The 24,020-nt window shown below is 71.8% G+C and carries 22 protein-coding genes and 1 pseudogene; 16 read left to right on the forward strand and 7 right to left on the reverse strand.

From position 1 onward, the window contains the following. The first annotated feature begins 24 nt into the window (after positions 1 to 24). From dnaJ to ABZ079_RS07700, 4 genes are all read left to right on the forward strand, one after another. A complete protein-coding gene (gene dnaJ / locus ABZ079_RS07685; protein ID WP_356938482.1) occupies positions 25 to 1,194 on the forward strand; it encodes a molecular chaperone DnaJ in 1,170 nt (389 codons plus the stop codon). A 5-nt stretch (positions 1,195 to 1,199) separates the two neighbouring features. Continuing rightward, complete coding sequence (locus ABZ079_RS07690; protein WP_356938483.1) at positions 1,200 to 1,652, forward strand: helix-turn-helix domain-containing protein; 453 nt, start codon at positions 1,200 to 1,202, stop codon at positions 1,650 to 1,652. A 648-nt stretch (positions 1,653 to 2,300) separates the two neighbouring features. Then, the gene (locus ABZ079_RS07695) at positions 2,301 to 3,407 is read left to right on the forward strand and encodes a substrate-binding domain-containing protein (protein WP_356938484.1); all 1,107 of its coding nucleotides are present in this window, start codon (positions 2,301 to 2,303) and stop codon (positions 3,405 to 3,407) included. A gap of 329 nt (positions 3,408 to 3,736) precedes the next feature. Then, the gene (locus tag ABZ079_RS07700; RefSeq protein WP_356938485.1) at positions 3,737 to 4,780 is read left to right on the forward strand and encodes a LuxR C-terminal-related transcriptional regulator; all 1,044 of its coding nucleotides are present in this window, start codon (positions 3,737 to 3,739) and stop codon (positions 4,778 to 4,780) included. On the opposite strand, the gene ABZ079_RS07705 is transcribed toward ABZ079_RS07700, so the two are convergent. The 3 genes from ABZ079_RS07705 to ABZ079_RS07715 all read right to left on the reverse strand — a co-directional run bounded on the left by ABZ079_RS07705 (position 4,743) and on the right by ABZ079_RS07715 (position 8,382). Beyond that, the gene (locus tag ABZ079_RS07705) at positions 4,743 to 5,723 is read right to left on the reverse strand and encodes a helix-turn-helix transcriptional regulator (protein WP_356938486.1); all 981 of its coding nucleotides are present in this window, start codon (positions 5,721 to 5,723) and stop codon (positions 4,743 to 4,745) included. The genes ABZ079_RS07700 and ABZ079_RS07705 overlap by 38 nt on opposite strands. Beyond that, entirely contained in the window at positions 5,720 to 6,724 is a 1,005-nt protein-coding gene (locus tag ABZ079_RS07710) for a LuxR C-terminal-related transcriptional regulator (RefSeq protein WP_356938487.1), read from the reverse strand. Before ABZ079_RS07710 ends, ABZ079_RS07705 begins: the two co-directional genes overlap by 4 nt. A 674-nt stretch (positions 6,725 to 7,398) precedes the next feature. Further along, positions 7,399 to 8,382 (reverse strand): helix-turn-helix transcriptional regulator, encoded by a 984-nt coding sequence (locus tag ABZ079_RS07715; RefSeq protein ID WP_356938488.1) that lies wholly within the window; start codon positions 8,380 to 8,382, stop codon positions 7,399 to 7,401. 144 nt (positions 8,383 to 8,526) lie between these two features. Here ABZ079_RS07715 and ABZ079_RS07720 point away from each other — a divergent pair, with 144 nt between their 5' ends. Together ABZ079_RS07720 and ABZ079_RS07725 are read left to right on the forward strand one after the other, a co-directional pair. Next, positions 8,527 to 8,706 carry a hypothetical protein gene (locus ABZ079_RS07720; protein ID WP_356938592.1) on the forward strand — a complete coding sequence of 60 codons (180 nt, stop codon included), beginning with the start codon at positions 8,527 to 8,529 and terminating at the stop codon, positions 8,704 to 8,706. Position 8,707: 1 nt separating this feature from the next. Then, the gene (locus tag ABZ079_RS07725; protein ID WP_356938489.1) at positions 8,708 to 9,043 is read left to right on the forward strand and encodes a hypothetical protein; all 336 of its coding nucleotides are present in this window, start codon (positions 8,708 to 8,710) and stop codon (positions 9,041 to 9,043) included. A gap of 139 nt (positions 9,044 to 9,182) precedes the next feature. Here ABZ079_RS07725 and ABZ079_RS07730 read toward each other — a convergent pair whose 3' ends face one another. Beyond that, entirely contained in the window at positions 9,183 to 9,596 is a 414-nt protein-coding gene (locus tag ABZ079_RS07730) for a TIGR03618 family F420-dependent PPOX class oxidoreductase (protein WP_356938490.1), read from the reverse strand. A 111-nt stretch (positions 9,597 to 9,707) separates the two neighbouring features. Here ABZ079_RS07730 and clpB point away from each other — a divergent pair, with 111 nt between their 5' ends. After that, positions 9,708 to 12,305: an ATP-dependent chaperone ClpB gene (gene clpB / locus ABZ079_RS07735; protein WP_356938491.1), complete on the forward strand. Its 2,598-nt coding sequence runs from the start codon at positions 9,708 to 9,710 to the stop codon at positions 12,303 to 12,305. Positions 12,306 to 12,308: 3 nt separating this feature from the next. On the opposite strand, the gene ABZ079_RS07740 is transcribed toward clpB, so the two are convergent. Then, positions 12,309 to 12,782: a hypothetical protein gene (locus tag ABZ079_RS07740; protein ID WP_356938492.1), complete on the reverse strand. Its 474-nt coding sequence runs from the start codon at positions 12,780 to 12,782 to the stop codon at positions 12,309 to 12,311. Positions 12,783 to 12,951: 169 nt separating this feature from the next. Here ABZ079_RS07740 and ABZ079_RS07745 point away from each other — a divergent pair, with 169 nt between their 5' ends. Beyond that, positions 12,952 to 13,482, forward strand: coding sequence for a YbjN domain-containing protein (locus ABZ079_RS07745; RefSeq protein ID WP_356938493.1), 531 nt, complete (start codon positions 12,952 to 12,954; stop codon positions 13,480 to 13,482). A gap of 21 nt (positions 13,483 to 13,503) precedes the next feature. On the opposite strand, the pseudogene ABZ079_RS07750 reads toward ABZ079_RS07745, so the two are convergent. Then, positions 13,504 to 13,780, reverse strand: a pseudogene (locus ABZ079_RS07750) (hypothetical protein); the annotation flags it as partial. A gap of 99 nt (positions 13,781 to 13,879) precedes the next feature. After that, positions 13,880 to 15,064, reverse strand: coding sequence for a pyridoxal phosphate-dependent aminotransferase (locus tag ABZ079_RS07755; RefSeq protein WP_356938494.1), 1,185 nt, complete (start codon positions 15,062 to 15,064; stop codon positions 13,880 to 13,882). Positions 15,065 to 15,881: 817 nt separating this feature from the next. Between ABZ079_RS07755 and ABZ079_RS07760 the strand changes: the two genes are divergently transcribed. From ABZ079_RS07760 to ABZ079_RS07795, 8 genes are all read left to right on the forward strand, one after another. Further along, a complete protein-coding gene (locus ABZ079_RS07760) occupies positions 15,882 to 16,421 on the forward strand; it encodes a DUF2617 family protein (RefSeq protein WP_356938495.1) in 540 nt (179 codons plus the stop codon). 83 nt (positions 16,422 to 16,504) lie between these two features. Next, positions 16,505 to 18,142 carry a polyamine aminopropyltransferase gene (locus ABZ079_RS07765; protein ID WP_356938496.1) on the forward strand — a complete coding sequence of 546 codons (1,638 nt, stop codon included), beginning with the start codon at positions 16,505 to 16,507 and terminating at the stop codon, positions 18,140 to 18,142. A gap of 120 nt (positions 18,143 to 18,262) precedes the next feature. Continuing rightward, the gene (locus ABZ079_RS07770) at positions 18,263 to 19,075 is read left to right on the forward strand and encodes an SRPBCC domain-containing protein (RefSeq protein ID WP_356938497.1); all 813 of its coding nucleotides are present in this window, start codon (positions 18,263 to 18,265) and stop codon (positions 19,073 to 19,075) included. Positions 19,076 to 19,290: 215 nt separating this feature from the next. Continuing rightward, positions 19,291 to 20,079 (forward strand): aldose 1-epimerase, encoded by a 789-nt coding sequence (locus tag ABZ079_RS07775; RefSeq protein ID WP_356938498.1) that lies wholly within the window; start codon positions 19,291 to 19,293, stop codon positions 20,077 to 20,079. Positions 20,080 to 20,089: 10 nt separating this feature from the next. Next, a complete protein-coding gene (gene pyrE / locus ABZ079_RS07780; RefSeq protein WP_356938499.1) occupies positions 20,090 to 20,662 on the forward strand; it encodes an orotate phosphoribosyltransferase in 573 nt (190 codons plus the stop codon). Positions 20,663 to 20,804: 142 nt separating this feature from the next. Then, positions 20,805 to 21,827 carry a class II fructose-bisphosphate aldolase gene (gene fbaA, locus ABZ079_RS07785; RefSeq protein ID WP_356938500.1) on the forward strand — a complete coding sequence of 341 codons (1,023 nt, stop codon included), beginning with the start codon at positions 20,805 to 20,807 and terminating at the stop codon, positions 21,825 to 21,827. Between the two features lie 63 nt (positions 21,828 to 21,890). Next, positions 21,891 to 23,345 (forward strand): MFS transporter, encoded by a 1,455-nt coding sequence (locus ABZ079_RS07790; protein ID WP_356938501.1) that lies wholly within the window; start codon positions 21,891 to 21,893, stop codon positions 23,343 to 23,345. A gap of 172 nt (positions 23,346 to 23,517) precedes the next feature. Further along, on the forward strand, positions 23,518 to 23,931 hold the full coding sequence (locus ABZ079_RS07795) for a DUF3151 domain-containing protein (RefSeq protein ID WP_356938502.1): 414 nt from the start codon (positions 23,518 to 23,520) through the stop codon (positions 23,929 to 23,931). Positions 23,932 to 24,020 lie beyond the last annotated feature (89 nt).

The raw sequence follows: 24,020 nt of genomic DNA on the forward strand, positions 1-24,020 counted from the left end.
CGCAGGAGAGGAGGGACGTCGGGGATGAGCACCAAGGACTTCATCGAGAAGGACTACTACAAGGTCCTCGGCGTCCCCAAGGACGCCACCGAGGCCGAGATCAAGAAGGCGTACCGGAAGCTCGCCCGCGAGTTCCATCCGGACGCCAACAAGGGCAACGTCAAGGCCGAGGAGCGCTTCAAGGAGATCTCCGAGGCGAACGACGTGCTCGGCGACCCCAAGAAGCGCAAGGAGTACGACGAGGCCCGCGCCCTGTTCGGCAACGGCGGCTTCCGTCCCGGGCCGGGCGGGGCCGGCGGCTCCTTCAACTTCGACCTGGGCGACCTCTTCGGAGGAGGCGGCGCCCAGAGCGGAAGCTTCGGCGGCGGACTCGGTGACGTCTTCGGGGGCCTGTTCAACCGCGGTGGCGCGGGGACGACCCGGACCCAGCCGCGGCGCGGCCAGGACATCGACACCGAGGTCACCCTCAGCTTCACCGAGGCGATCGAGGGTGCGACGGTCCCGCTGCGGATGACGTCCCAGCAGCCCTGCAAGGCCTGCTCCGGCACCGGCGACAAGAACGGCACCCCGCGTGTGTGCCCGACCTGCGTCGGCACCGGGCAGGTCGCGCGGGGCTCGGGCGGTGGCTTCTCGCTCACCGACCCCTGCCCCGACTGCAAGGGCCGCGGCCTGATCGCCGAGCACCCCTGCCTGGAATGCAAGGGCAGCGGGCGCGCCAAGTCGTCCCGCACGATGCAGGTCCGCATCCCGGCGGGCGTCACCGACGGGCAGCGCATCCGGCTGCGCGGCAAGGGCGCGCCCGGTGAGCGGGGCGGTCCGGCGGGTGACCTGTATGTGGTCGTGCACGTCGGCGAGCACCCGGTGTTCGGGCGCAAGGGCGACAACCTCACCGTCACCGTGCCGGTGACGTTCACCGAGGCGGCCCTCGGCGGCGAGGTGCGGGTGCCGACCCTCGGCGGTCCGCCCGTCACGCTGAAGCTGCCGCCGGGCACGCCCAACGGCCGTACGATGCGCGCCCGTGGCAAGGGCGCGGTCCGCAAGGACGGCACCCGCGGCGATCTGCTCGTCACCGTCGAGGTGAGTGTCCCCAAGGACCTGTCGGGGAAGGCTCGTGACGCGCTGGAGGCGTATCGCGAGGCGACCGCGGGCGAGGACCCGCGGGCGGAGCTGTTCGAGGCCGCGAAGGGAGCTTGAGGGTGATGGACGGCCGTCGACGTAACCCGTATGAACTGACCGAGGAGACCCCGGTCTACGTCATCTCGGTGGCGGCCCAGCTCTCCGGACTCCACCCGCAGACGCTGCGCCAGTACGACCGTCTGGGCCTGGTCTCCCCCGACCGCACCGCCGGCCGGGGCCGCCGCTACTCGGCCCGCGACATCGAACTGCTCCGCCAGGTGCAGCAGTTGTCGCAGGACGAGGGCATCAACCTGGCCGGCATCAAGCGGATCATCGAACTGGAGAACCAGGTCGCCGCACTCCAGTCCCGCGTGGCGGAGCTGGAGGCGGCCCTGGACGGCGCGGCGGCCGCGATGCGGCAGCGTGAGGCCGCCGTCCACGCCTCCTACCGCCGCGACCTGGTGCCGTACCAGGAGGTCCAGCAGACCAGCGCGCTGGTGGTGTGGCGGCCCAAGCGGCAGCAGCAGCCGGACTGACCCCGCGTCGAGTGGAACACGCGAGAAGGGCCCGCAGGCACCAGGGCGCTTCCCCGTACCGCCACCCCGCCGGGTCGGCCGGGTCGGCCGGGTCAGCCGGGGAACAGGCCGGCGGCGAGTACGGCGGTGAGGAGCCCGGCCGGCTGCCGCACCGGTGCCGAAGGCCTCCGGGGGCGCGTCCTCCCACCCCTCGGCGAGCACCCGTCCGCGGCCCTCGGAGGCCGGCGTGGGACGAGCGCCGGATCAGCCGTCCCCCGGCGGGATCCGGCCGCTCCACACCGTCGAGGGACACCCGCCCGCCCGCGCGTCCAGCCGGACGGTGACGGTGCCGAAGCGGAATGGCTGGAATCATTCGCTGTCCCGGTCGGGTCGGGGCGGTGGGGTACACCTCCCGGTGATCACGGCGCGCCGGGACCGGAGTTGCTTGTGGCGATCTTTGCCCGCCCGTGAACTCCCCTTGGGTGAAGGGTCCGTAAAGGGTGTTTGGAGGTGATTCCGTGTTGCCTTCACAGGGGCAGCTGAGCGTGGTGTTGCGGACTCGTTAAGTGATTCCGCTTGACGCCGAGTGGCGGCTCCGCGTTGTCTTTTCAGACACCTGGGTCGTATTGCAGCACCCACGTCCGGAACGCACCTGAAGTGAGCCCTCGAATGCGTCGTATCGCCATATCCGTGGCCGTGTCCACGATGACCCTCTCGCTCGCCGGCTGCGGCGTGCTGAACGCGGCGGGGGACGGCGCGAGCGCGAGCCCGACCAAGGGCGACGACGTCACCGTGGGCCTGCTGCTTCCCGAGAAGGCCAACACCCGCTACGACAAGTTCGACTACCCCATCATCCGGGACAAGGTGGCCGAACTCACCCGGAAGCAGGGCAAGGTCACGTACGCCAACGCCGACGCGAGCGCCACCCGGCAGGCCGACCAGCTGCAGCAGATGATCGACGACAAGGTCGACGTCATCCTGCTCGACGCGGTCGACTCGCACGCCGTCGCCGACGGGGTGAAGAAGGCCAAGGACGCGGGCATTCCGGTCATCGCCTACGACCGGCTCGCCGAGGGCCCGATCGACGCCTACATCTCCTTCGACAACGAGCTGGTCGGCGAGGTGCAGGCCCGTTCGCTCCTGGAGGCGCTGGGCTCGGACGTCGACACCTCCGACAAGATCGTCATGATGAACGGCTCGCCCACCGACCCGAACGCCAAGCAGTTCAAGCAGGGCGCGCTGTCCGAGCTGAACGGCAAGGTGACGATCGCGAAGACCTTCGACACCAAGGACTGGAAGCCGGAGGTCGCCGAGGCCTACATGGCCCAGGCGATCGGCCAGATCGGCAAGAGCAACATCGCCGCCGTCTACGCCGCCAACGACGGCGTGGCGGGCGGTGTCATCAAGGCCCTCAAGACGGCCGGCGTCACCCACCTGCCCCCGATCACCGGCCAGGACGCCGAACTCGACGCGGTCCAGCGGGTGGTGGCCGGCGAGCAGTACATGAGCGTCTACAAGTCGTACCCGGACGAGGCCGAGGCGGCCGCGCAGATGGCCGTCACCAAGATCCAGGGCAAGGGCATCCAGTTCGACGCCCTCACCCAGGACAGGGTCGACAGCCCCACCGCCAAGGACATCCCGGCCAAGCTGGTCCAGGTGAGCGCGCTGACCAAGGACACCATCAAGAGCACGGTCATCGAGGACGGCATCTACAGTGTCGACGACATCTGCACCGCCAGGTACAAGGCGTCCTGCGCGGCGATCGGCCTGAGGTAACGCCGACGGGCCGTGGCCGGGTCCGCGGTGGCCCTCCCGGCATCGCGCCACCCCCGTGGGCGCGATGCCGCGGCCCGGCGGGCGGGGCGCCCGGGCCGGGACCGCCCCGGGTACCTGGGGCACCCGGGGGAAGTGGGAACAACGATGCACCGGTGAAGTCCGCGCCACCACCGTCATCTTGTTGCAATGCGACGGGCGGAGCCTGGAGGAAACCCGGGCATAGCAGTGGTTTACGGCAGCCCCCGTCGGGAGAGCCGTGTTGCGGACCCGGTCGGCGCCGCGCATAGTTGCGCTGCGGAAGTGGCAGCACACCGGGGGTGAAATGCGCGATGGCCGGGCACGGGGCGGAGGAGCATCCTCACGGTGCCGACCGGCTGTGCGAGGCCGGGGACCGTGTGTATTCCCGGGCCGTACGCCGCGGACGGGTGCCGCGCACGGATGCCGAACCGGTGCCCTGCCTGCTGGAACTGGCCCTGCTGCACCCGGACCCCGACGACATGGCCTGGCTGGTGCCGACCTCCCCGCAGGAGGTCATGACCAGGCTGCTGCGCGGGGTCTACGACGAGGTCAACGAGAGCCAGCAGCGGGTGGGCTCGGCCGTGGCGGCCTTCGAGTGGTACGCGGGCCTCGGCCGGCAGCTGAACGCACTGGCGGCACCGGCCGAGGGCAGCGCCATCCGGGTGCTGGACGGGCTCTCCCGTATCCAGGCCGCGATGGACGAGGCGACCGAGGCGTGCACCACGGAGGTGCTCACCGTGCAGCCGGGCGGCATCCGGCGGGAGGCCGAGCTGACCGAGGGACTGCACCGGGCGCTGACCCTGCGCGGCCGGGGCGTGCGCATGCGCGACCTGTACACGCATGTGGCGCGGCACGGGCAGGGGCTGCTCAACTACCTGGAGCTGATGGGTGACACGGTCGAGGCCCGCACCCTGGACGAGGTCATCGACCGGCTGATCCTCTTCGACCGCACGGTGGCCTTCATCCCCGCGAACTCCGATCGCACGATGGCCCTGGAACTACGCCATCCGGCCCTCGTGGAATACCTGGTGACGGTCTTCGAGCGGCTGTGGCGGCTGGCGATCCCGCTCACCGCCCCCCTGCCCGACACCGGCATCGAGGGCATCTCGCACCGCGAGCAGTCCATCGCCGCACTGCTCGCCGAGGGCCATCAGGACGCGGTCATCGCCGAGCGGCTCGGCATCAGCGTCCGCACCTGCCGCGCCCACATCGCCCGTCTGTCGGAGACGCTGGGCGCGGCCAGCCGTACCCAACTCGGCGTCCGTATCGCCCAGGTGGGCCTGGACGGCCATCGCCCCGGCCGGCCGGCCACCGCCCTCACCGCTCCTGATCAAGAATCCCCGACCGTCCTATGAGGTAGCCGAGCTGGGCGCGGCTCTCGCTGCCGAGGGCGCCGGCGAGCTTGGCGATGTGGAGCCGGGCCGTGCGGACGTTCATGCCGAGCCGTTCGGCGATGACCGCGTCGGTGTGGCCCTCGACGAGCAGCGCGGCGATGGCGCGCTGGCGGGGTGTGACACCGCCGAGCGATGGCGGCTGGACGGTCTGCGGGTACATGGGGGTGGCCAGCCGCCACAACCGGTCGAAAGCGGTGAGGAAGAAGCCGATGAGGGCCGGGTGGCGTACCTCCAGGGCGAGCCGGTGGTCGTCGCCGGCTGGAAGGAACGCCACCGTGTGGTCGACGATGATCTGCCGGTCCGGCAACTCGTCGAGCGTGCGTGCCTCGGCGCGGCCGCGCAGCCGCTCGTAGCGGGCGCCGATGAGCGGCAGATGGCGCTGGGTGTGCTGGTAGAGGGTGCGGATACGGCAGCCCCGGTCGAGCAGTGCCTGGTCGCGGTCCATGGCCCGGCTCTGCGCGATCTGCCCGCGTTCGTCGTGGTAGTGGGTGTTGGGCTGGACGCAGCACACCTCCTCGGCCGCCTCCGCCATGGCCTCGCTGATCGCGCGGTTGATGGGCTCGGTGCCGCTGAGGAGGCGCAGGGTGGGGGTGTCGGCGGGCGCGCCGTGCCGCGGGTCGGCGTGCATGAGCGGCTCGAACAGCTCCGTCAGCCGCTCCTCCCGGCGCCGTTCCTCGGCGATGCGGGCACGGGAGGCGCGCAGGAAGCGGTTCAGTACGGCGGCGGGGGCGACCGGCTCCAGGCGGGTGAGGTCGTCGACGGCCGGGTGCAGCAGCCCGAGGCCGGTCAGGCAGGGTGCTTCGGCGGCTTCGGCGGCGGGCAGGTGCCCGTCCCGCAGGGCGCGTTCGTAGAGCTTCTCCCCGGCGGGGCACAGCTCCTCGACGCCATGCTCGCGGTGGGTCACCGGGCCGCCTCCTCCTGCCGGTCGAGAATCCCCGACCGCCCGATGAGGTAACCCAATTGGGCCCGGCTCTCGCTGCCGAGGGTGGTGGCGAGCTTGGCGATGTGGACACGGGCCGTGCGGACGTTCATCCCCAGCCGCTCCGCGATGACCGCGTCGGTGTGGCCCTCGACGAGCAGCGCGGCGATGCTCCGCTGGCGCGGGGTGACGCCGCCCACGGACGGCCGCTGGACGGCCCGCGGATACATGGGCGTCGCCAGTTGCCACAGCCGGTCGAAGATCGTCACGAAGTACGTGAGCAGCGCCGGGTGCCGTACCTCCAGGGCGAGGGTGCCGTCGGCGTTCGCCGGGAGGAAGGCGACGGTGCGGTCGACGACGATCAGCCGGTCGGTGACCTCGTCCAGGCTGCGCGCCTCGGTGTCACCGCTCAACTGCTCGTAGTACGCGGCCACGGACGGCCGATGGCGCAGGGTGTGCTGGTACAGCGTGCGGATACGGCCACCACGGTCGAGCACGGCCTGGTCGCGCCGCACGGCGACGCTCTGCGAAGCGTGGCCGCGCGGGGTGTTCAGCTCGTGGTGCGGCTGCACGCACAGCAACTCGCGGTGGGCCGTGCTCATCGCCTCCGTGATGGCCTCGTTGATCCGTGCCGTGCCGCTGAGCACCCGCAGCGTCGGGGTGTCCGCGGTGTTCTCGGTCCGCCGGCCGTCGATCCGCATGAGCGGCTCGAACGCGTCGGCCAGCAGGGCCTCGCGCCGGCGCTCGCCGGCGATCCGGTCGGCCGCCGAGCGCAGCAGCCGGTGCAAGGCCACGGCCGGTGGCACGGGCTCCAGGCGCTCAGGATCGCCGGCGGCGGGCCGCAGCAGCCCGAAGCCGACCAGACAGGGCACACCGACGGCGTCCACCGCGGTGACGTGCCCTTCGCGCAGCGCGCGTGTGTACAGCTCCGCGCCCGCCGCGCACAGTTCCTCGACGCCGTGCCGGGGGTGGGGTGCCGTGCTCACTTACGCTTCCTCCTGCCGGGCGGGGGTGGGGTGGGGTGGCCGGGCGGGCCACCGGCGGAGGGTGGTGTGTCTCGGCGGCGGCGCCGCGGCCGGCGGGGGCCGGCTCGAAGGCGGCCGTGCGCTCGGGTGTCCCGTCGAGCGTGCGCACCTCGGCGTCGCCGTCCAGGCGTCCACGGGGTGCGAGGACGGCGGGGGCACGGCGGCTGGTGTGCTGGTGGGGGGTGCGCATCCGGCAGCCGCACGCCGGCATCGCCTGTTCCCGGGGGCAGCCCGGTGCCGGTGTCCCGACGGGCCGTTTGCCGCCGGGCTGGTGGGCGGGTACCTCGGTGGTGGGGCGGTTCGGCGCGCAGGTGGCGGCCGCGTTGATCCGGTGCAGGCCTTTCACCGTACGCGATCCGGGCGTTTCGGCGGTCGGCTGCCCCGCGCCCGGCGTCATGAGCGGTTCGAAGGCCGTGGCCGGCCGCATCCCGGAGGGATGGTCGAGGCTCGGCCGCAGCAGGCCGTGGTCCGGCACACAGGGGAGGCCGCCGGCGTCCTCGACGGGGACCGGGCCCTGGTGCAGGACGCGCGCGTACAGGCCCGGTGCCGCCTCGCACACCGGCTCCTCCGGGTGGAGGTGCCACTCGGTGCCCGTTTCCGTGTCCTTGCGTATCGCTCCCGGCCCGGCCATCGCGTCAGTGGCCCCGGTCCAGCATGCCGGACTGGGCGATGAGATAGCCGAGCTGGGCGCGGCTGCCGCTGCCGAGGGCGTGGGCGAGCTTGGCGATGTGGGCCCGGCAGGTGCGCACGTTCATGCCCAGCCGGCGGGCGATCGCCTCGTCGACGTGGCCCTCCACCAGGAGCTTGGCGATGGAGTGCTGGATCTCGGTGATGCCGTCGGGGGCGGTCTCGTACGGGGTCCCGGCGCTCAGCGGTACGGCGCGGTCCCACATGAACTCGAACACCTTGATCAGGTAGCAGACGAGACCCGGGTGGCGAAGCTCCAGGGCGACCTGCCGGTCGTCCCGTATGGGGATGAAGGCGACCGTCTCGTCGCAGATGATGAGGCGCTCGACCAGTTCGTCGATGGTGCGGTATTCCGCCTTGCCGTTGGCGAACTGGTCCACGTAGGCAAGCCGTTCGGGGCTGTATCTGGCCGTGTGCTGGTACAGGGTCCGGATCCGCACGCCCCGCTCTATCAGGGTCTTGTCGCGCTCCAGGCCCTCGATGACCCGGCGCTCGGGATGGCGCGCGCTCGGCTGCACCGTGAGCATCTCGTTCCGGCACTGGTCGGTGGCCAGGTCGAGTGCCGCGTTGATGCGGTCGAGTCCTTCCAGCACGGTGATGGAGTGCGTCGGGGCCGCGCCCTGGGCGGTGAGCGTCATGAACGGTTCGAAGACGTCGGCCAGTTCGATCGAGGTGCGCCGGCGCTCGGATATCTCACGCTCGATCGGATTGAGCCGCTGTGCCAGGGCCACCGAGGGGGGAACCGGGCGCAGCCAGTTCGCGTCGTCGAGGTCGGGGTGGAGGAGGGCGAACTCCATGAGGCACGGGGCCGCTTCCGCGTCGGCGCGGGCGATCCGCCCCGTGCGCAGCGCGTTGGCGTAGAGACGCCTTCCTTCCTCACAGAGGTCCGTGATGGCGTGGGGATGTGTCGGTTCTGCCGGATTTGTTGTCAAATCTCCACCCCCCAGGGTCCTGAACATGCAGGAACATGATGCACTGATTGTGTGGTCATGACGTGCCTGAATGAGCCATCGTCTTATCCGACGGGGGAATGAGGGGACCTTCAAGTGAGGACGAAGCCGACTATGCGTAAGAGAATGCTTCGCTCGGTGCTTGTCGCCGCCTTCTCCGCCGTTGTGGCCTTCGGAACGCTGAACGGCCTCTCCACTGCGAAGGGCGACGTACAAGCGGACAGCCGGTGGTCAGTGGTGGCGGCGGCCGACGAGCCCGTTGACGCCGATGCTGTGGCCACCCCCAGCGACAGTATCTGGTCGTGATATGACGACGCCTCCTGACGACCGCAGCTTCCGCCGCGAAATGGCCACCGCCTACCGCTCGGGCTGGCACTTCATCGACCTGGTCACGGCCATCCCCCACAGCGGTGACTCGTTGATGGTGACCGTGTTCGGCGAGCCGGTCGTCGTCACCCGTGACGAGGACGAGGACGTGCGGGCCTATCGGTGCCTGCGCAAGCCCCGCGGGGCGCCGCAGCCCGTACGGTGTGCCATCCGGTACGGAATGATCTTTGTGAACCTGGACCAGCGGGACCACCGGCTGACCGAACCGGCGGACTCCGACCTGAGGACCATCTCGGCCACCCCCCGCAGTGCCTGACGCGATTCCCCCGTCGTAAAAGATCGCTCAGGCGCTTCCCCCCGCAGCGGCGTCACCGTGACCTGAACACGGTGACGCCGCTGCAGTTTTCTGGGGACATTTCCCTCTATGGGCGCGCTTCCACGGTGGCCGAAACTTGTCACCCGTGTCCCAGTGCCCGCTCGACCTCGATCTCGATCACCACGCGTGACGGATTCGGTCCTGGTGTCCGCTCGTAGCGCTCGGCATAGCGCCGCACCGCCTCCGCGACCCGCTCCGGTTCCGTCCGCACCCGCGCGCGCCCCTCCAGCGTGGCCCAGCGCCGGCCGTCCACCTGGCACACCGCGACCCGGGCACCCCCGGGGCCGGCCGCGAGCACGTGGGAGACCTTCGCGGACGTCCCGTTCGTGATCACCCGTGCCAGCCGCGCCCCGGGGTCATAGGTCACGCCGACCGGCACCACGTGGGGGCTGCCGTCGGGCCGGAGCGTGGTCAGCGTGCACAGATGCCGCTCCCGCCAGAACGCGAGGTAGTGCTCGTCCGGGGCAGCCGGGTCTACGGAGTGCGTCACCATGCCCGCAACCTAGCCCGAAGAAGGCCCTACGCACCTTGAGCGGAATAGACTCAACTTTGTGTACGCTGGTTAAGTCAGCAGTGAGAAGAGGTCGAGGAGGAGAACGGACACGTGGACGCCGAGCTGACCAACAGGAGCCGTGACGCGATCAACGCGGCCAGCAACCGGGCCGTGACCGAGGGGCACCCGGACCTCACCCCTGCTCACCTGCTGCTGGCTCTGCTCCAGGGGCAGGAGAACGAGAACATCACCGACCTGCTCGCGGCCGTCGAGGCCGACCAGGCCGCCGTACGCGCCGGTGCGGAGAAGATCCTCGCCGGACTGCCCAGCGTGACCGGCTCGACCGTCGCGCCTCCGCAGCCCAACCGCGAGCTGCTCGCCGTCATCGCCGACGCCACCGAACGCGCCAAGGCGCTCGGCGACGAGTACCTGTCCACCGAGCACCTGCTCGTCGGCATCGCCGCGAAGGGTGGCGCGGCCGGTGAGCTGCTGCAACGGCAGGGTGCCGACGCGAAGAAGCTACAGGAGGCCTTCCGGAAGGCCAGGGGAGGACGCCGCGTGACCACCGCCGACCCCGAGGGCCAGTACAAGGCCCTGGAGAAATTCGGCACCGACTTCACCGCCGCCGCCCGCGAGGGCCGGCTGGACCCGGTCATCGGGCGGGACCAGGAGATCCGGCGGGTCGTGCAGGTGCTGAGCCGCCGTACCAAGAACAACCCCGTGCTCATCGGTGAGCCCGGCGTCGGCAAGACCGCCGTGGTCGAAGGGCTCGCCCAGCGGATCGTGAAGGGGGACGTGCCCGAGTCGCTGAAGGACAAGCGGCTGGTGGCGCTGGATCTGGGCGCGATGGTGGCCGGTGCCAAGTACCGGGGCGAGTTCGAGGAGCGGCTGAAGGCCGTGCTCGCCGAGATCAAGGACTCCGACGGGCAGATCATCACCTTCATCGACGAGCTGCACACCGTCGTGGGCGCCGGCGCCGGTGGCGATTCGGCCATGGACGCGGGCAACATGCTCAAGCCGATGCTGGCCCGCGGTGAGCTGCGCATGGTCGGCGCGACCACGCTGGACGAGTACCGGGAGCGGATCGAGAAGGACCCCGCCCTGGAGCGCCGCTTCCAGCAGGTGCTGGTCGCCGAGCCGACCGTCGAGGACACCATCGCGATCCTGCGCGGCCTGAAGGGCCGGTACGAGGCGCACCACAAGGTGCAGATCGCCGACAGCGCGCTGGTGGCCGCCGCCACCCTGTCGGACCGGTACATCACCTCCCGCTTCCTGCCGGACAAGGCCATCGACCTCGTGGACGAAGCGGCCTCGCGCCTGCGGATGGAGATCGACTCCTCCCCGGTGGAGATCGACGAACTGCAGCGCGCGGTCGACCGGTTGAAGATGGAGGAGCTGGCGATCGCCAAGGAGACCGACCCGGCCTCCCGCGAGCGCCTGGAGAAGCTGCGCCGCGACCTCGCCGACAAGGAGGAGGAGCTGCGCGGCCTGACCGCCCGCTGGGAGAAGGAGAAGCAGTCCCTCAACCGGGTCGGTGAGCTGAAGGAGAAGCTGGACGACCTGCGCGGCCAGGCCGAGCGCGCCCAGCGCGACGGCGACTTCGACACCGCGGCCAAGCTGCTGTACGGCGAGATCCCGGAGCTGGAGAAGGAGTTGGAGGCCGCCTCCGCCGCCGAGGAGGAGGTCACCACGGACACCATGGTCAAGGAGGAGGTCGGCTCCGACGACATCGCCGACGTGGTCGCCGCCTGGACCGGTATCCCCGCCGGACGCCTGATGGAGGGCGAGACGCAGAAGCTGCTGCGCATGGAGGATGAGCTGGGCAAGCGCCTCATCGGCCAGACCGAGGCCGTACGGGCGGTCAGCGACGCCGTGCGACGCTCCCGGGCGGGTATCGCCGACCCCGACCGTCCGACCGGATCCTTCCTCTTCCTCGGCCCGACCGGCGTCGGCAAGACCGAACTCGCCAAGGCGCTCGCCGACTTCCTCTTCGACGACGAGCGGGCCATGGTCCGCATCGACATGTCGGAGTACGGCGAGAAGCACACCGTGGCCCGCCTGGTCGGCGCGCCCCCCGGGTACATCGGCTACGAGGAGGGCGGTCAGCTGACCGAGGCGGTGCGCCGCCGCCCCTACAGCGTCGTGCTGCTGGACGAGGTCGAGAAGGCCCACCCCGAGGTCTTCGACATCCTGCTCCAGGTTCTGGACGACGGCCGCCTGACGGACGGTCAGGGACGTACCGTCGACTTCCGCAACACCATCCTGGTGCTCACCTCCAACCTGGGCAGCCAGTTCCTGGTCGACCCGATCACCAGCGAGGCGGAGAAGAAGGAGCAGGTGCTCGAGGCCGTGCGGGCCTCCTTCAAGCCGGAGTTCCTCAACCGGCTCGACGACCTGGTGGTCTTCTCGGCGCTGACCAAGCCCGAGCTGGAGCGCATCGCCCAGCTGCAGATCGACCGGCTGGCCAAGCGGCTCGCCGAGCGCCGGCTCAGCCTGGAGATCACCCCCGAGGCGCTGGCCTGGCTCGCGGAGGAGGGCCTGGACCCGGCCTACGGCGCCCGCCCGCTGCGCCGCCTGGTGCAGACCGCCATCGGCGACCGCCTCGCCAAGGAGATCCTCTCCGGCGAGATCAAGGACGGCGACACGGTCCGCGTGGACCGCTACGCCGAGGGTCTGATCGTGGGCCCGGCGGCCGGGAAGACGCTGTGACGCTCACGTGGTGAACGCCGAGAACCGTACGAGGGCCCGGTCCGGGCCCTCGTACGTCACGTCGATGTCCACGGCGTACGCGCCGAAGCCGGGGTCGGACCTGCCCGGGACCCGGCCGGCGTAGTCCCCGGCACCCTGCTCGAAGCCCAGGTTCAGACAGAGGTCGACGGAGTCCGGTCCGCAGAACCGGGTCTTCGGCTCCGGCGCGTCCGGATAGGTGGTCTTCAGCCAGTCGCGCACGCCGTCCCTCGGCATACGGAACCGGGCCACGTAGTCGGTATCCAGCCAGGCTTGCCCCGTGCACGCGGTGTCGTACGCCCCGTCCGGCAGCTTCGCCCCGCCGAACCCCAGCGCCTCGGCGCACGGCACCTTCTCCGGTCGTCCGCCCAGCGGATAGTCCGAGGCCGCGAACCTCACCACCACCGCGACCAGCCACACCACGCCCAGTGCCGGAAGCACCGCGAGTACCGCGAGCACGCCCCACCCGGTCCGCCCCCGCGCCGCCACACCGTCTCCCCTCGCCCGCCGGACTTCCACCCGACCGGACGGATCATGTCAGCCGACGGCTGACAGGACCCGTCGGGGCTTGCCACCCCCCTCCCAGCATGGGGGAGGATGGCGGAATCCGTATGAAGGGAAAAACACGGTGAGCATCGACCCGTCCTCGATTCCGAACTTCGGGGGCCAGCCCGAACCGCAGCCCCAAGGACCGGCGGGCCCCGTCGTCCCGGATCAGGATCTCGTGAAGCAGCTTCTGGACCAGATGGAGCTGAAGTACGTCGTCGACGAGGAGGGTGACCTCGCGGCGCCGTGGGAGCAGTTCCGCACGTACTTCATGTTCCGCGGGGAGGCCGAGCAGGCGGTCTTCTCGGTGCGGACCTTCTACGACCGTCCCCACCCGATCGACGAGAAGCCGCAGCTGCTGGAGTCCGTCGACGACTGGAACCGCCGCACCCTGTGGCCCAAGGTGTACACCCACACCCATGACGACGGCACCGTCCGCCTCATCGGCGAAGCGCAGATGCTGATCGGCACGGGCGTCGACATCAACCACTTCGTCTCCTCCACGGTCAGCTGGGTGCGGGCCGCGATCGAGTTCGACAAGTGGCTCATCGAGCAGCTCGGCCTGGAGCAGGAGGTCGAGGAGGCGGAGAAGCCCGAGGACGACGCGGAGTGACTCCGCGGGCCCGGCGGCCCGTCACAGAGGCGCGCGCCCGCACCCGACCAGGTACGCGCCGTAGGCACAGCTGAGCCCGGCCAGGGACGCGACCACCACGGTCGCGTGCCAGGGCCGGGCTCTCGCCGTGCGCACCACCGCCCGGGCGAGCGGCGGCAGCAGCGGGAACGCCGGCGGCAGGAACCGCGGCCTGGACTCGAAGAAGCCGGACCCGCCGAGCGCGATCAGCAGCAGCACCTCTGTGCACGAGGAGCGGCAGCGGGGCGCGCTCCAGGAGCAGCAGCGCGTACAGCAGCACGAGCAGCGGACGCCCGAGCGTGTCACCGGTTCCCCTGTGTCGAGTACGGGACCCGGGGCCACCCGGGTCCGTGCGAGGCCGGCCGCACGGGTGGTCGGCTCACATGTCCCGCAGCCGCTGCGCCGCCTCCCGCAGCACCTCTTCCCGCTTGCAGAAGGCGAACCGGACGAAGGGAGCCCCCGCCTCCCGGTCGTCGTAGAAGACGGCGTTGGGAATGGCGACGACGCCCGCCCGTTCCGGCAGGGCGCGGCAGAAGGCGAAGCCGTCCTTCTCGCCGAGGGGGCGGATGTCGGTGGTGATGAAGTAGGTGCCGGCCGGCTCGAAGACCTCGAAGCCCGCCGCCGTCAGCCCCTCCGCGAGGATGTCCCGGCGGGCCTGCATGGACCGGCGGACGTCCTCGAAGTAGGAGTCGGGCAGGGCGAGGGCGTCGGCGACCGCGTACTGGAAGGGGCCCGAGGAGACGTACGTCAGGAACTGCTTCACCGAGCGGACCGCGCTGACCAGCCCCGGCGCGGCCGTCACCCAGCCGACCTTCCAGCCGGTGAAGGAGAAGGTCTTGCCGGCCGAACCGATGCTCACCGTGCGCTCGCGCATACCGGGGAACGCGGCCAGCGGCAGGTGCTCGGCGCCGTCGAAGACCAGGTGCTCGTAGACCTCGTCCGTCACCACCAGCAGATCCCGCTCCACCGCCAGCTCGGCGATCGCGGCCAGCTCGGCGCGGGTGAGGACCGTACCGGTCGGGTTGTGCGGGGTGTTGATCAGCAGCAGACGGGTGCGGTCGGTGACGGCGGCGCGCAGCTCGTCCAGGTCCAGCCGGAAGCTCCCGTCATGCGGCCGGAGGGTCACCGGCACCCGCCTGCCGCCCGCCAGCGCGATGCTCGCCGCGTAGGAGTCGTAGTACGGCTCCAGCGCCACCACCTCGTCCCCGGGCTCGACCAGCGCCAGCAGCGAGGCCGCGATCGCCTCCGTCGCGCCCGCCGTGACCAGCACCTCGGTGTCCGGGTCGTACGACAGTCCGTAGCGGCGCAGCCGGTGCTCGGTGATCGCGGTGCGCAGCTCGGGGACGCCGGGGCCCGGCGGATACTGGTTGCCGCGTCCGTCGCGCAGCGCCCGCACTGCGGCCTCCCGGACCTCCTCCGGGCCGTCGGTGTCGGGGAAACCCTGGCCCAGGTTGATCGCCCCGGTGGCCACGGCGAGGGCGGACATCTCGGCGAAGATCGTCGTCCCGAACTCGGCGAGACGGCGGTTGAGGTGCGGGCGCTCGGTGGAGGTCATGCCGGTCATCCTGCGCCCAAGCTCTGGACTTCCTCAACTCTGCTTTGCGGACGGACGCGGCCGGGCATCCCCCGGTCACCGCGCCAGACGCGGCAACAGGCGAGGCGCCCACGGGGGGCCGCTTCGGGGGAACGGAAGGAGGGTGACGCCATGTTTCTCGGCATCATCCTGACGGTCTTCATCGTCATGGTCCTCGGGGCCCTGATTTCCGCCATGCGCACGGGCGGCCGGCCGCGCCGACCCGCGCGCTCGTACGGCGGCGGCAGCAGCACCGGCGGCGGCAGCAGCTGGTGGGCCGGCGGAGTGGCCGGCGGCTCCGACTCGGGCAGTCACCACGGCGGGGGCCACCACGGTGGGGGGCACCACGGTGGGGGGCACTCCTGCGGGGGCGGCTCCTCCTGCGGCGGAGGTTCGTCGTGCGGCGGGGGTTCATCGTGCGGCGGCGGGGGCGGATGCGGGGGAGGCAGCTGACACGGGGCAGCTGAGCTTCCGGTACCTCCCGCGAACGTCCTGGCTCGCACGGGACTTCCGGGCAGAGGGGACCGCATCCGGCCGCACACGGGCGCCCGTCGGACGAAGGCATTCCGGCGAGCGCCCTCCCGTCTCGTTCCCGCGCCCGGCGTGCGCCATGGTTGAACAGTTGAGCTGTGGAGCCCCCTGAGGGATGGAAACCCCACGAAGTTGGGTAAAAACGCTGTGGGGGCGCCTCTGTTCATGATTCCCTCTAAACCGCCAACGCAGCCCCTCGGATGTCCCACAGACTCCCCTCCCCGGCCGGGCTGACATGGCCGATCTCCCCCTCATTGCGTGTTAGCGGAGCCGATCCATGCTCACGACCCTCAACACCTCCTACACCGATACGCGCGCTGCCGATCTCGCCTGGGCCCTGGGACGCGAGCCGCTGCCCGCCCTGGCCACTCTGGATCTGGAACTGATGGGCGCGAAACTGCAGTTGCGGCTGCTCGGCGCGTCCCACCAGGTACTCCTGGAGGAGGAGCGCGGCAGTTGTTCGGAGACGGTCGCGTGCATTCCCGGCTCCAGCACACCGCTCCCGCTGGGCGTCGCCAAGCGGGTCGGCGACTGGGAGTACGAGTTCGCCGCCCGCGTCGAGGTGCTCACGCCCGGCTCGTTCGCGGGCCGTGCCCAGGAGTTGCTGGCCCTCGTCTCCGACCATCCGCACGGTCTCGCCGGCGTCTTCCCCGGCAGCCCGCACGCCTTCACCGCGATGCTGGCCCAGCGGCACGAGGGCCAGGTGCACTGGCGGACCTGGCACGCCTACCCGCAGGACGGGCAGTTGGTGGCCACCCGGACCCGGGTCGGGCCGCGGGTGATCGCGGGGCGGCCGGACCAGGGCGAGTTCGGGTGACATAAACACCGGTTGCGTCAACGGCCCCACTTCCACACGTGTGGGTGACGAAGCGTGCCGCGCATGTGACGTAACGTCGCAGAGTGATCGAATCGCACGCCCCCGCGCCCCCGGGCGCTCCGCCCTCCTGGACCGGCCCCGCGCGGCTGCCCGTCCGGCCCGGCACCGGGCGGTTCCTGGTCCTCGTGTGCGTCTTCGTCTGCGCGGCCTGCGGACTGGTGTACGAACTCGAACTCGTCGCATTCGCCTCGTACTTGATGGGCGACTCGGTCACCCAGGCCTCCGTCGTGCTGTCCGTGATGGTGTTCGCGATGGGTATCGGCTCCCTCGGCGCCAAACGGCTGCGCTGGCACGCGGCCGCCGGTTTCGGCGCGGTCGAGTCGGCCCTCGCGCTGGTCGGCGGATGCAGCGCCATGGCGTTGTACGCCGTGTTCGCCTGGACCGGCGGCTGGGGCGGGGCGTGGGCCGAGGGCCCGCGCTGTCTCCTGGTCGCCTTCTCCCTCGCCATCGGCCTGCTCATCGGCGCCGAGGTCCCCTTGCTGATGGAACTGATCCAGCGCATCCGCCGCCAGGACGCGGGCGGCGCGGTGGCCGACCTGTTCGCCGCGGACTACGTCGGCGCCCTCGTCGGCGGTCTGGCCTTCCCTTTCCTTCTGCTGCCTTTCCTCGGCCAGTTGACCGGCGCCCTGCTCACCGGCACGGTCAACGTCCTCGCGGGCGGCGCCCTCGTCCTCGGCCTCTTCCGCCGCGACCTCACCCGCCGCGCCCGCTGGACCCTGCTCCTCGTCGGCCTCACCGTCCTCGGCGTCCTCGCCTCCGCCGCGGCCCTCGCCGACGACTTCGAACGGGCCGCCCGGCACGCCGTCTACGGCAAGGACGTCCGGGTGGCCGTGCAGACCGGCGTCCAGGAGGTCGTCCTGACCGGTGGCACCGACGGCAGGCCCCTCGACCTCTTCCTCGACGGCCGCCTCCGCGTCGGTGGCCGCGACGAACGCCGCTACCACGAGGCCCTGGTCCACCCGGCCCTGTCCGGCGCCCCCGACGCGCGCGTGCTGATCCTCGGCGGCGGCGACGGCCTGGCCGCCCGCGAAGTGCTGCGCCACCGCCGGGTCCGCCGCGTCGACGTCGTCGAACTCGACCCCGGCCTGCTCCGCCTGGCCCGCCACGACCCCGGCCTGGCCGCCACCAACCGCCACGCCTACGCCGACCCTCGCGTCCACGTCACCACGGCCGACGCCCTCGGCTGGCTGCGCGGTGCCCCCGCGGGGGCGTACGACGTCGTGATCGCCGACCTCCCCGACCCCGGTATCACCGCCAGCGCCAAGCTGTACTCCCAGGAGTTCTACGGCCTGACCCGGCGCGTCTTGGCCCCGCACGGCCGCCTGGTGGTGCACGCCGGGCCCGTCACCACCCGCCCCCGTGTCTTCTGGACGGTCGCCGTGACCCTCCGCTCGGCCGGCTTCGCCACCGCCCCCTACCGGGTCGTCGGCCACGACTCCGGCTTCGCGGCGGGCCCCGACCGCTCCACGGGCGTGACCCGGGCACCGCACGACTGGGGTTTCCTGCTGGCGTCTCCGGGCCGCACCGCACCGCCGCTGCGCCTGGGCCCCGATCGCTTGCGCACCCTGACGCAGACCGGGCTGACGGCGGACGGCGAGGCGGCGGAACGGACGCGGATCGGAGGGCTGCCGGCATCGACACTGGTGCATCCGCGGTACTGAGATCTTGTCCCGTCCACTTCCCGGCCGACCGGGTCGACTGGGTGGGCACACGGGATCCGCGGGCGGAGCCCCCGGCATGTGAGGGTGAGTACCGGCCCCCACTGGGTAGGCTCAGCGGACATGGAGCACCAGGTCTTCGTTCCGGTTCCCGCCGAGCGACTCGCAGCGGCACTGGCCGACCCCGCTCGCGTCGCCCGGGCGGTGCCCGGCCTGCAGCAGGACGCCGGTGCCGAACCCGTCGCCGGGCGGCTGAAGGTGCGCGTCGGCGGACACTCCGTCACCTACCGGGGGGCGGTACGGGTGGTGGCCCGCGAGGACGGCACGTACGCCGTCGAGGGCGACGCCACGGAGGCCCGCGGCGCCGGCTCGGTCAAGCTCGCCCTGACCCTGCGCCTCGCCGACACCGACGGCGGCTCCACCGTCACCGTCGAGGGCACGGCGGACGCGGACGGCCGGATCACCGAACTGCCGGCGGAGGCCGTGACCTCGGCGGTGACGAGGCTGCTGAACCGCTTCGTGGAGGGTCTGGCGGACGTGGGAGAGGCGCCGGCTCCGGAGGACGAGGCTCGGGAACCGGAGCCGCAGTCCCCGGCCGACCCTCACGCAGCCGTCCTCGGCACCGAGGTGCCCCCGCCCACCCTGGACCCCGGGGCCGACGACGAGGCCGACGACGGCAGCGACGCGGCCGACCGCCTCGCCGAGGACTTCGCCGACACCGGTGAACCCCCCGCCGAGGCCGCGCACGCCCGCCGGACCATGATCGGCCGCAGCGCCGAGGAGGTCGACCACGCCCCGCCGCGCGGCCGCTACGCCCCCGTACCGGCCTCCCAGTCCATCGGCGGGAACCCGGTCCTGCGCTGGGCGGCCCCCGCCGCGGCCCTGGCGCTCGCCTCGGCCATCGTCGTCACCCGCGCCCTGCGCCGACGCCGCTAGGGCATCCCGAAGAAGCGACCACGCGACAGGCGGTGAGCCGCGGGTCCGCCTCCGCGAGCGGCCCGCTCGCCACGGCACGCCGGTCGGCGGTCATCGCTTCCGTGGACGCGGGATCGGCGTACACCGGCGCCGGGTACCCATGTCCCCGCAACCGCACCCCGCCCGCCCCCCGCGTGCGGGCGACGCGCTCTTGATCGCCCCAGTAGGGTCGTGACGTGAGCAACGAAGACATCACGCTGACCGCGGGCGACGCGGAGGTGAGCGTGCGGCCGGGCGACGGCGGCCGTATCGGTGGGCTGCGGATCGGCGGCGTGGAGCTGCTGCGACAGGGCGAGCGCTTCGGTTGCTTCCCGATGGTGCCCTGGTGCGGCCGGATCCGGGAGGGCCGTTTCCTGGACGGCGCCACCGTCCGCCGGATGCCGCTCAACTCCCCGCCGCACGCCATCCACGGCACCGTCCGCGACGGCGTCTGGCGCACCGCGCGCGTCTCGGGGGACGAGGCGGTGATCACGTACGAGCTGGTCGACCCCTGGCCGCATCCCGGCCGCGTCACCCAGATCGTCACGCTCGCCGAGGACAGCCTGACGCTGACGATGGCCGTGGAGACGTACGACGACTCCTTCCCGGCGCAGATCGGCTGGCACCCGTGGTTCCACCGGAACCTCGGCGGCGAGGACGTACAGCTGGACTTCAAGCCCGCCTGGCAGGAGGAGCGCGGTGCCGACCACCTGCCCACCGGCAACCGCATCGAGCCGAGGCCCGGCCCCTGGGACGACTGCTTCGGCATGCCGGGCGGCGTCGACGTCACCCTCACCTGGCCCGGACAGCTTCAGCTGAAGGTGACCAGCCGCGAGGAGTGGGTGGTCGTCTACGACGAGCAGGCCGAGGCCGTGTGCGTGGAGCCGCAGACCGGGCCGCCCAACGGCCTGAACACCCTCCCGCGCCTGGTCACCCCGCTGGAGCCGCTGGAGGCGACGACCACCTGGAGCTGGCGGCGGCTCTAAGCTGGTCGGCATGACGGACGTCGACGAAGTAATGCCGCCGGGCACACGCGGCGCGCTGCTGCAGCAGATCAAGGACAAGGCCGTGGTGCACGGCAAGGTGACCCTCTCCTCCGGTCTGGAGGCCGACTACTACGTCGACCTGCGCCGCATCACCCTCGACGGCGAGGCCGCCCCGCTGGTCGGCCAGGTGCTCCTGGATCTGACCGCGGACCTGGAGTTCGACGCGGTGGGCGGGCTGACCATGGGCGCCGACCCGGTCGCGGCCGCCATGCTGCACGCCGCCGCCGCGCGCGGGAAGAAGCTGGACGCGTTCGTCGTACGCAAGGCGGCGAAGGCGCACGGGCTGCAGCGTCGCGTGGAGGGGCCGGAGATCGCGGGCCGGCGCGTGCTCGTCGTCGAGGACACCTCCACCACCGGCGGCTCCCCGCTGACCGCGGTGGAGGCCGTGCGCGAGGCGGGCGCCGAGGTCGTCGCCGTCGCGACCATCGTGGACCGGGCGACCGGCGCCGCCGAGAAGATCGAGGCCGGCGCGGGCGTTCCGTACCGATTCGCCTTCTCGAAGGATGAACTGGGTCTGGACTGACGTCCCGGATTGACCTGGACTTGACCGGCGCATGGACCATCGGTTCATGTCTGGAAAGATGGGGACGACGATGACGTCGCCCCCAAGGTCTAGGTCAGGGCCGTAACGCAGAACGCCAACCCGCAACTCAAGGAGCGGACAGATGCCCATCGCAACCCCCGAGGTCTACAACGAGATGCTCGACCGGGCGAAGGCAGGCAAGTTCGCCTACCCGGCCATCAACGTCACCTCGAGCCAGACCCTGAACGCGGCCCTGCGCGGCTTCGCGGAGGCGGAGAGCGACGGCATCGTCCAGATCTCGACCGGCGGCGCCGAGTTCCTCGGCGGCCAGTACAGCAAGGACATGGTGACCGGCGCGGTCGCGCTCGCCGAGTACGCGCACATCATCGCCGAGAAGTACCCGGTCAACATCGCGCTGCACACCGACCACTGCCCGAAGGACAAGCTCGACGGGTACGTACGTCCGCTGCTCGCGCTCTCCAAGAAGCGCGTCGAGGCCGGTCTCAACCCGCTGTTCCAGTCCCACATGTGGGACGGCTCGGCCGAGACCCTCGCCGACAACCTGGCCATCGCGCAGGAACTGCTGGAGCAGGCCCGCGCCGCCAAGATCATCCTCGAGGTCGAGATCACCCCGACCGGTGGCGAGGAGGACGGCGTCTCCCACGAGATCAACGACTCCCTCTACACCACCGTCGAGGACGCGATCCGCACCGCCGAGGCTCTCGGCCTGGGCGAGAAGGGCCGCTACCTGCTGGCCGCCTCCTTCGGCAACGTCCACGGCGTCTACAAGCCGGGCAACGTCGTCCTCCGCCCCGAGCTGCTGAAGGAGCTGAACGAGGGCGTCGCCGCCCGGTTCGGCAAGGAGAACCCGTTCGACTTCGTCTTCCACGGCGGCTCCGGCTCCACCGAGCAGGAGATCCTGACCGCGCTGGAGAACGGCGTCGTGAAGATGAACATCGACACGGACACCCAGTACGCCTTCACCCGTCCGGTCGCCGACCACATGTTCAAGAACTACGACGGTGTCCTGAAGGTCGACGGCGAGGTCGGCGACAAGAAGACCTACGACCCGCGCACCTGGGGCAAGCTGGCCGAGGCGAGCATGGCCGCGCGCGTCGTCGAGGCCACGCGGCACCTGCGCTCGGCGGGCAACAAGATCAAGTAAGCGGTACCCTCCGGTGGGCCCGGCGGCTGTCTACGGCGCCGGGCCCGCTGTATACCTGGGGACATGCCCGACGTCCGGCTGGCCTCGCCCCAGGGCAAGTGGATCCTGCTGACCACCGTCCTCGGCTCCAGCATGGTCATGCTGGACTCCACCGTCGTCAACGTGGCGCTCCCGCGCATCGGCCGCGACCTGAACGCGAACCTCGCCGTGCTGCAGTGGACGGTCAACGCGTACATGGTCACGCTGGCCGGTCTGATCCTGCTGGGCGGTTCGCTCGGGGACCGCTACGGCCGCCGCGGGATCTTCGTCCTCGGGGTGGTGTGGTTCGCGGCCGCCTCACTGCTCTGCGGCCTGGCCCCGACCTCCGGCGTCCTCATCGCCGCCCGCGCCCTCCAGGGCATCGGCGGGGCGCTCCTCACCCCCGGATCCCTCGCTCTCATCCAGGCCTCCTTCCACCCCGACGACCGGAGCCGGGCCGTCGGCCTGTGGTCGGGCTTCGGCGGGATCGGCGCGGCGGTCGGCCCCTTCATGGGCGGCTGGCTGGTCACCGGCCCCGGCTGGCGCTGGGTGTTCCTGCTGAACATCCCGCTGGCCCTGCTGTGCGTCCCGGTCGCGGTCCGGCACGTGCCGGAATCCGCCGACGAGAGGAGCCACGGCCGCTTCGACGTCCTCGGCGCGGCCCTGGGCGCCCTGGCCCTCGCCCTGTTGACCTACGCGCTCATCGAGGCCCGGTCCGGCTCCCCGGCGGTGGCCCTGACCGGGGGAGCGGGCCTGGCCGCCGCCCTGGCCTTCCTGCACGTCGAGAGGCACCGCCCCGACCCGATGCTTCCGCCGGACATCTTCGCCTCGCGCCAGTTCACGGCGGTCAACCTGGTCACGCTGTGCGTGTACGCGGCCTTCGGCGGCTTCTTCTTCCTCACCGCCCTCCAGCTCCAGGTGGTCGCGGGCTACTCGCCGCTGGCCGCCGGCACGGCCCTGCTCCCCACCACCGCACTGATGCTGCTGTTCTCGTCCCGCTCGGGTGCGCTGGCCGACCGCACGGGCCCCCGGCTCCCGCTCACCGCCGGCCCCCTGCTCTGCGCGGCGGCGATGCTGCTGATGCTCCGGGTCGGCCCGGACGCGGACTACCTGAGGGACGTCCTGCCCGCGCTGCTGGTGATGGGCGCCGGCATGGTCACCCTCGTCGCCCCGCTGACGGCCACGGTCCTCGCCTCCGTCGGATCCGCCCGGGCGGGCCTGGCCAGCGGCATCAACAAGGCGGCGGCCCGGGTGGCGGGCCTGGTGGCGGTGGCGGCGCTCCCGCTGCTGGCGGGGATGGGCCCGGAGGCGTACCGGTCGCCCACGGCGTTCGACGCGGCGTTCGGGCGGGCGATGCCGATCTGCGCGGGAACGCTGCTGCTGGGCTCGGCACTGGCGTTCACCCTGGTCCGTCGGCCGCCCCCGGACTGCCGCCGCCCGGAGTGCAGGACCCATGGCAACGTGACGGCTCCGCCGCTGGAGGCGGGGCGCCGCAGCTAGCCGCGGGTGCGTGGTGGGCTGGTCGCGCGTTCCCCGGGCCCCTGGGGAGCTGCGCTCGGCGCACCCGCGTCCGGCATCCCGCCGGCGCCGGTGAGCGATCCCGCCCCCGCCCGGCACCGGCACGTGCACCCACGCCGAGCCCCGCCAGGTACCCGTGCGAGAGACTGAACCCATGACGATTCACGAGAACCTCCTCGGCGGGCCGCCCCCGACCCACCTCCCCGACGAGCCGGAGCCCCGCGAGCTGCTCGCCCAGGGCACCGCGCCGGCGGACGTCGCCGCCCGGTACCCCACCTCCTCCCTCGCCTGGGCCCAGCTGGCCGATGACGCGTTCGAGCGGGGCGCGGTCGTGGAGTCGTACGCCTACGCCCGTACGGGCTACCACCGTGGACTGGACGCGCTGCGCCGCAACGGGTGGAAGGGCCACGGCCCGGTGCCGTGGGAGCACGAGCCGAACCGCGGCTTCCTGCGCGCCCTGCACGCCCTCGCCCGCGCCGCCGGGGCCATCGGCGAGCAGGAGGAGTACGAGCGCTGCACGCAGTTCCTGAAGGACTCCTCCCCGGCGGCGGCCCAGACCCTGGGCTGACCCCTGCGGGAGGTACCGGTGTGGCCCGTCTGGCAGCAGGCGGGCCTTGCCGAATCCGGGAGGATTGCGGAGGATTCCCGGTGGGGACC

Source organism: Streptomyces sp. NPDC006314 (assembly GCF_040613075.1).
Taxonomy (GTDB): Bacteria; Actinomycetota; Actinomycetes; order Streptomycetales; family Streptomycetaceae; genus Streptomyces.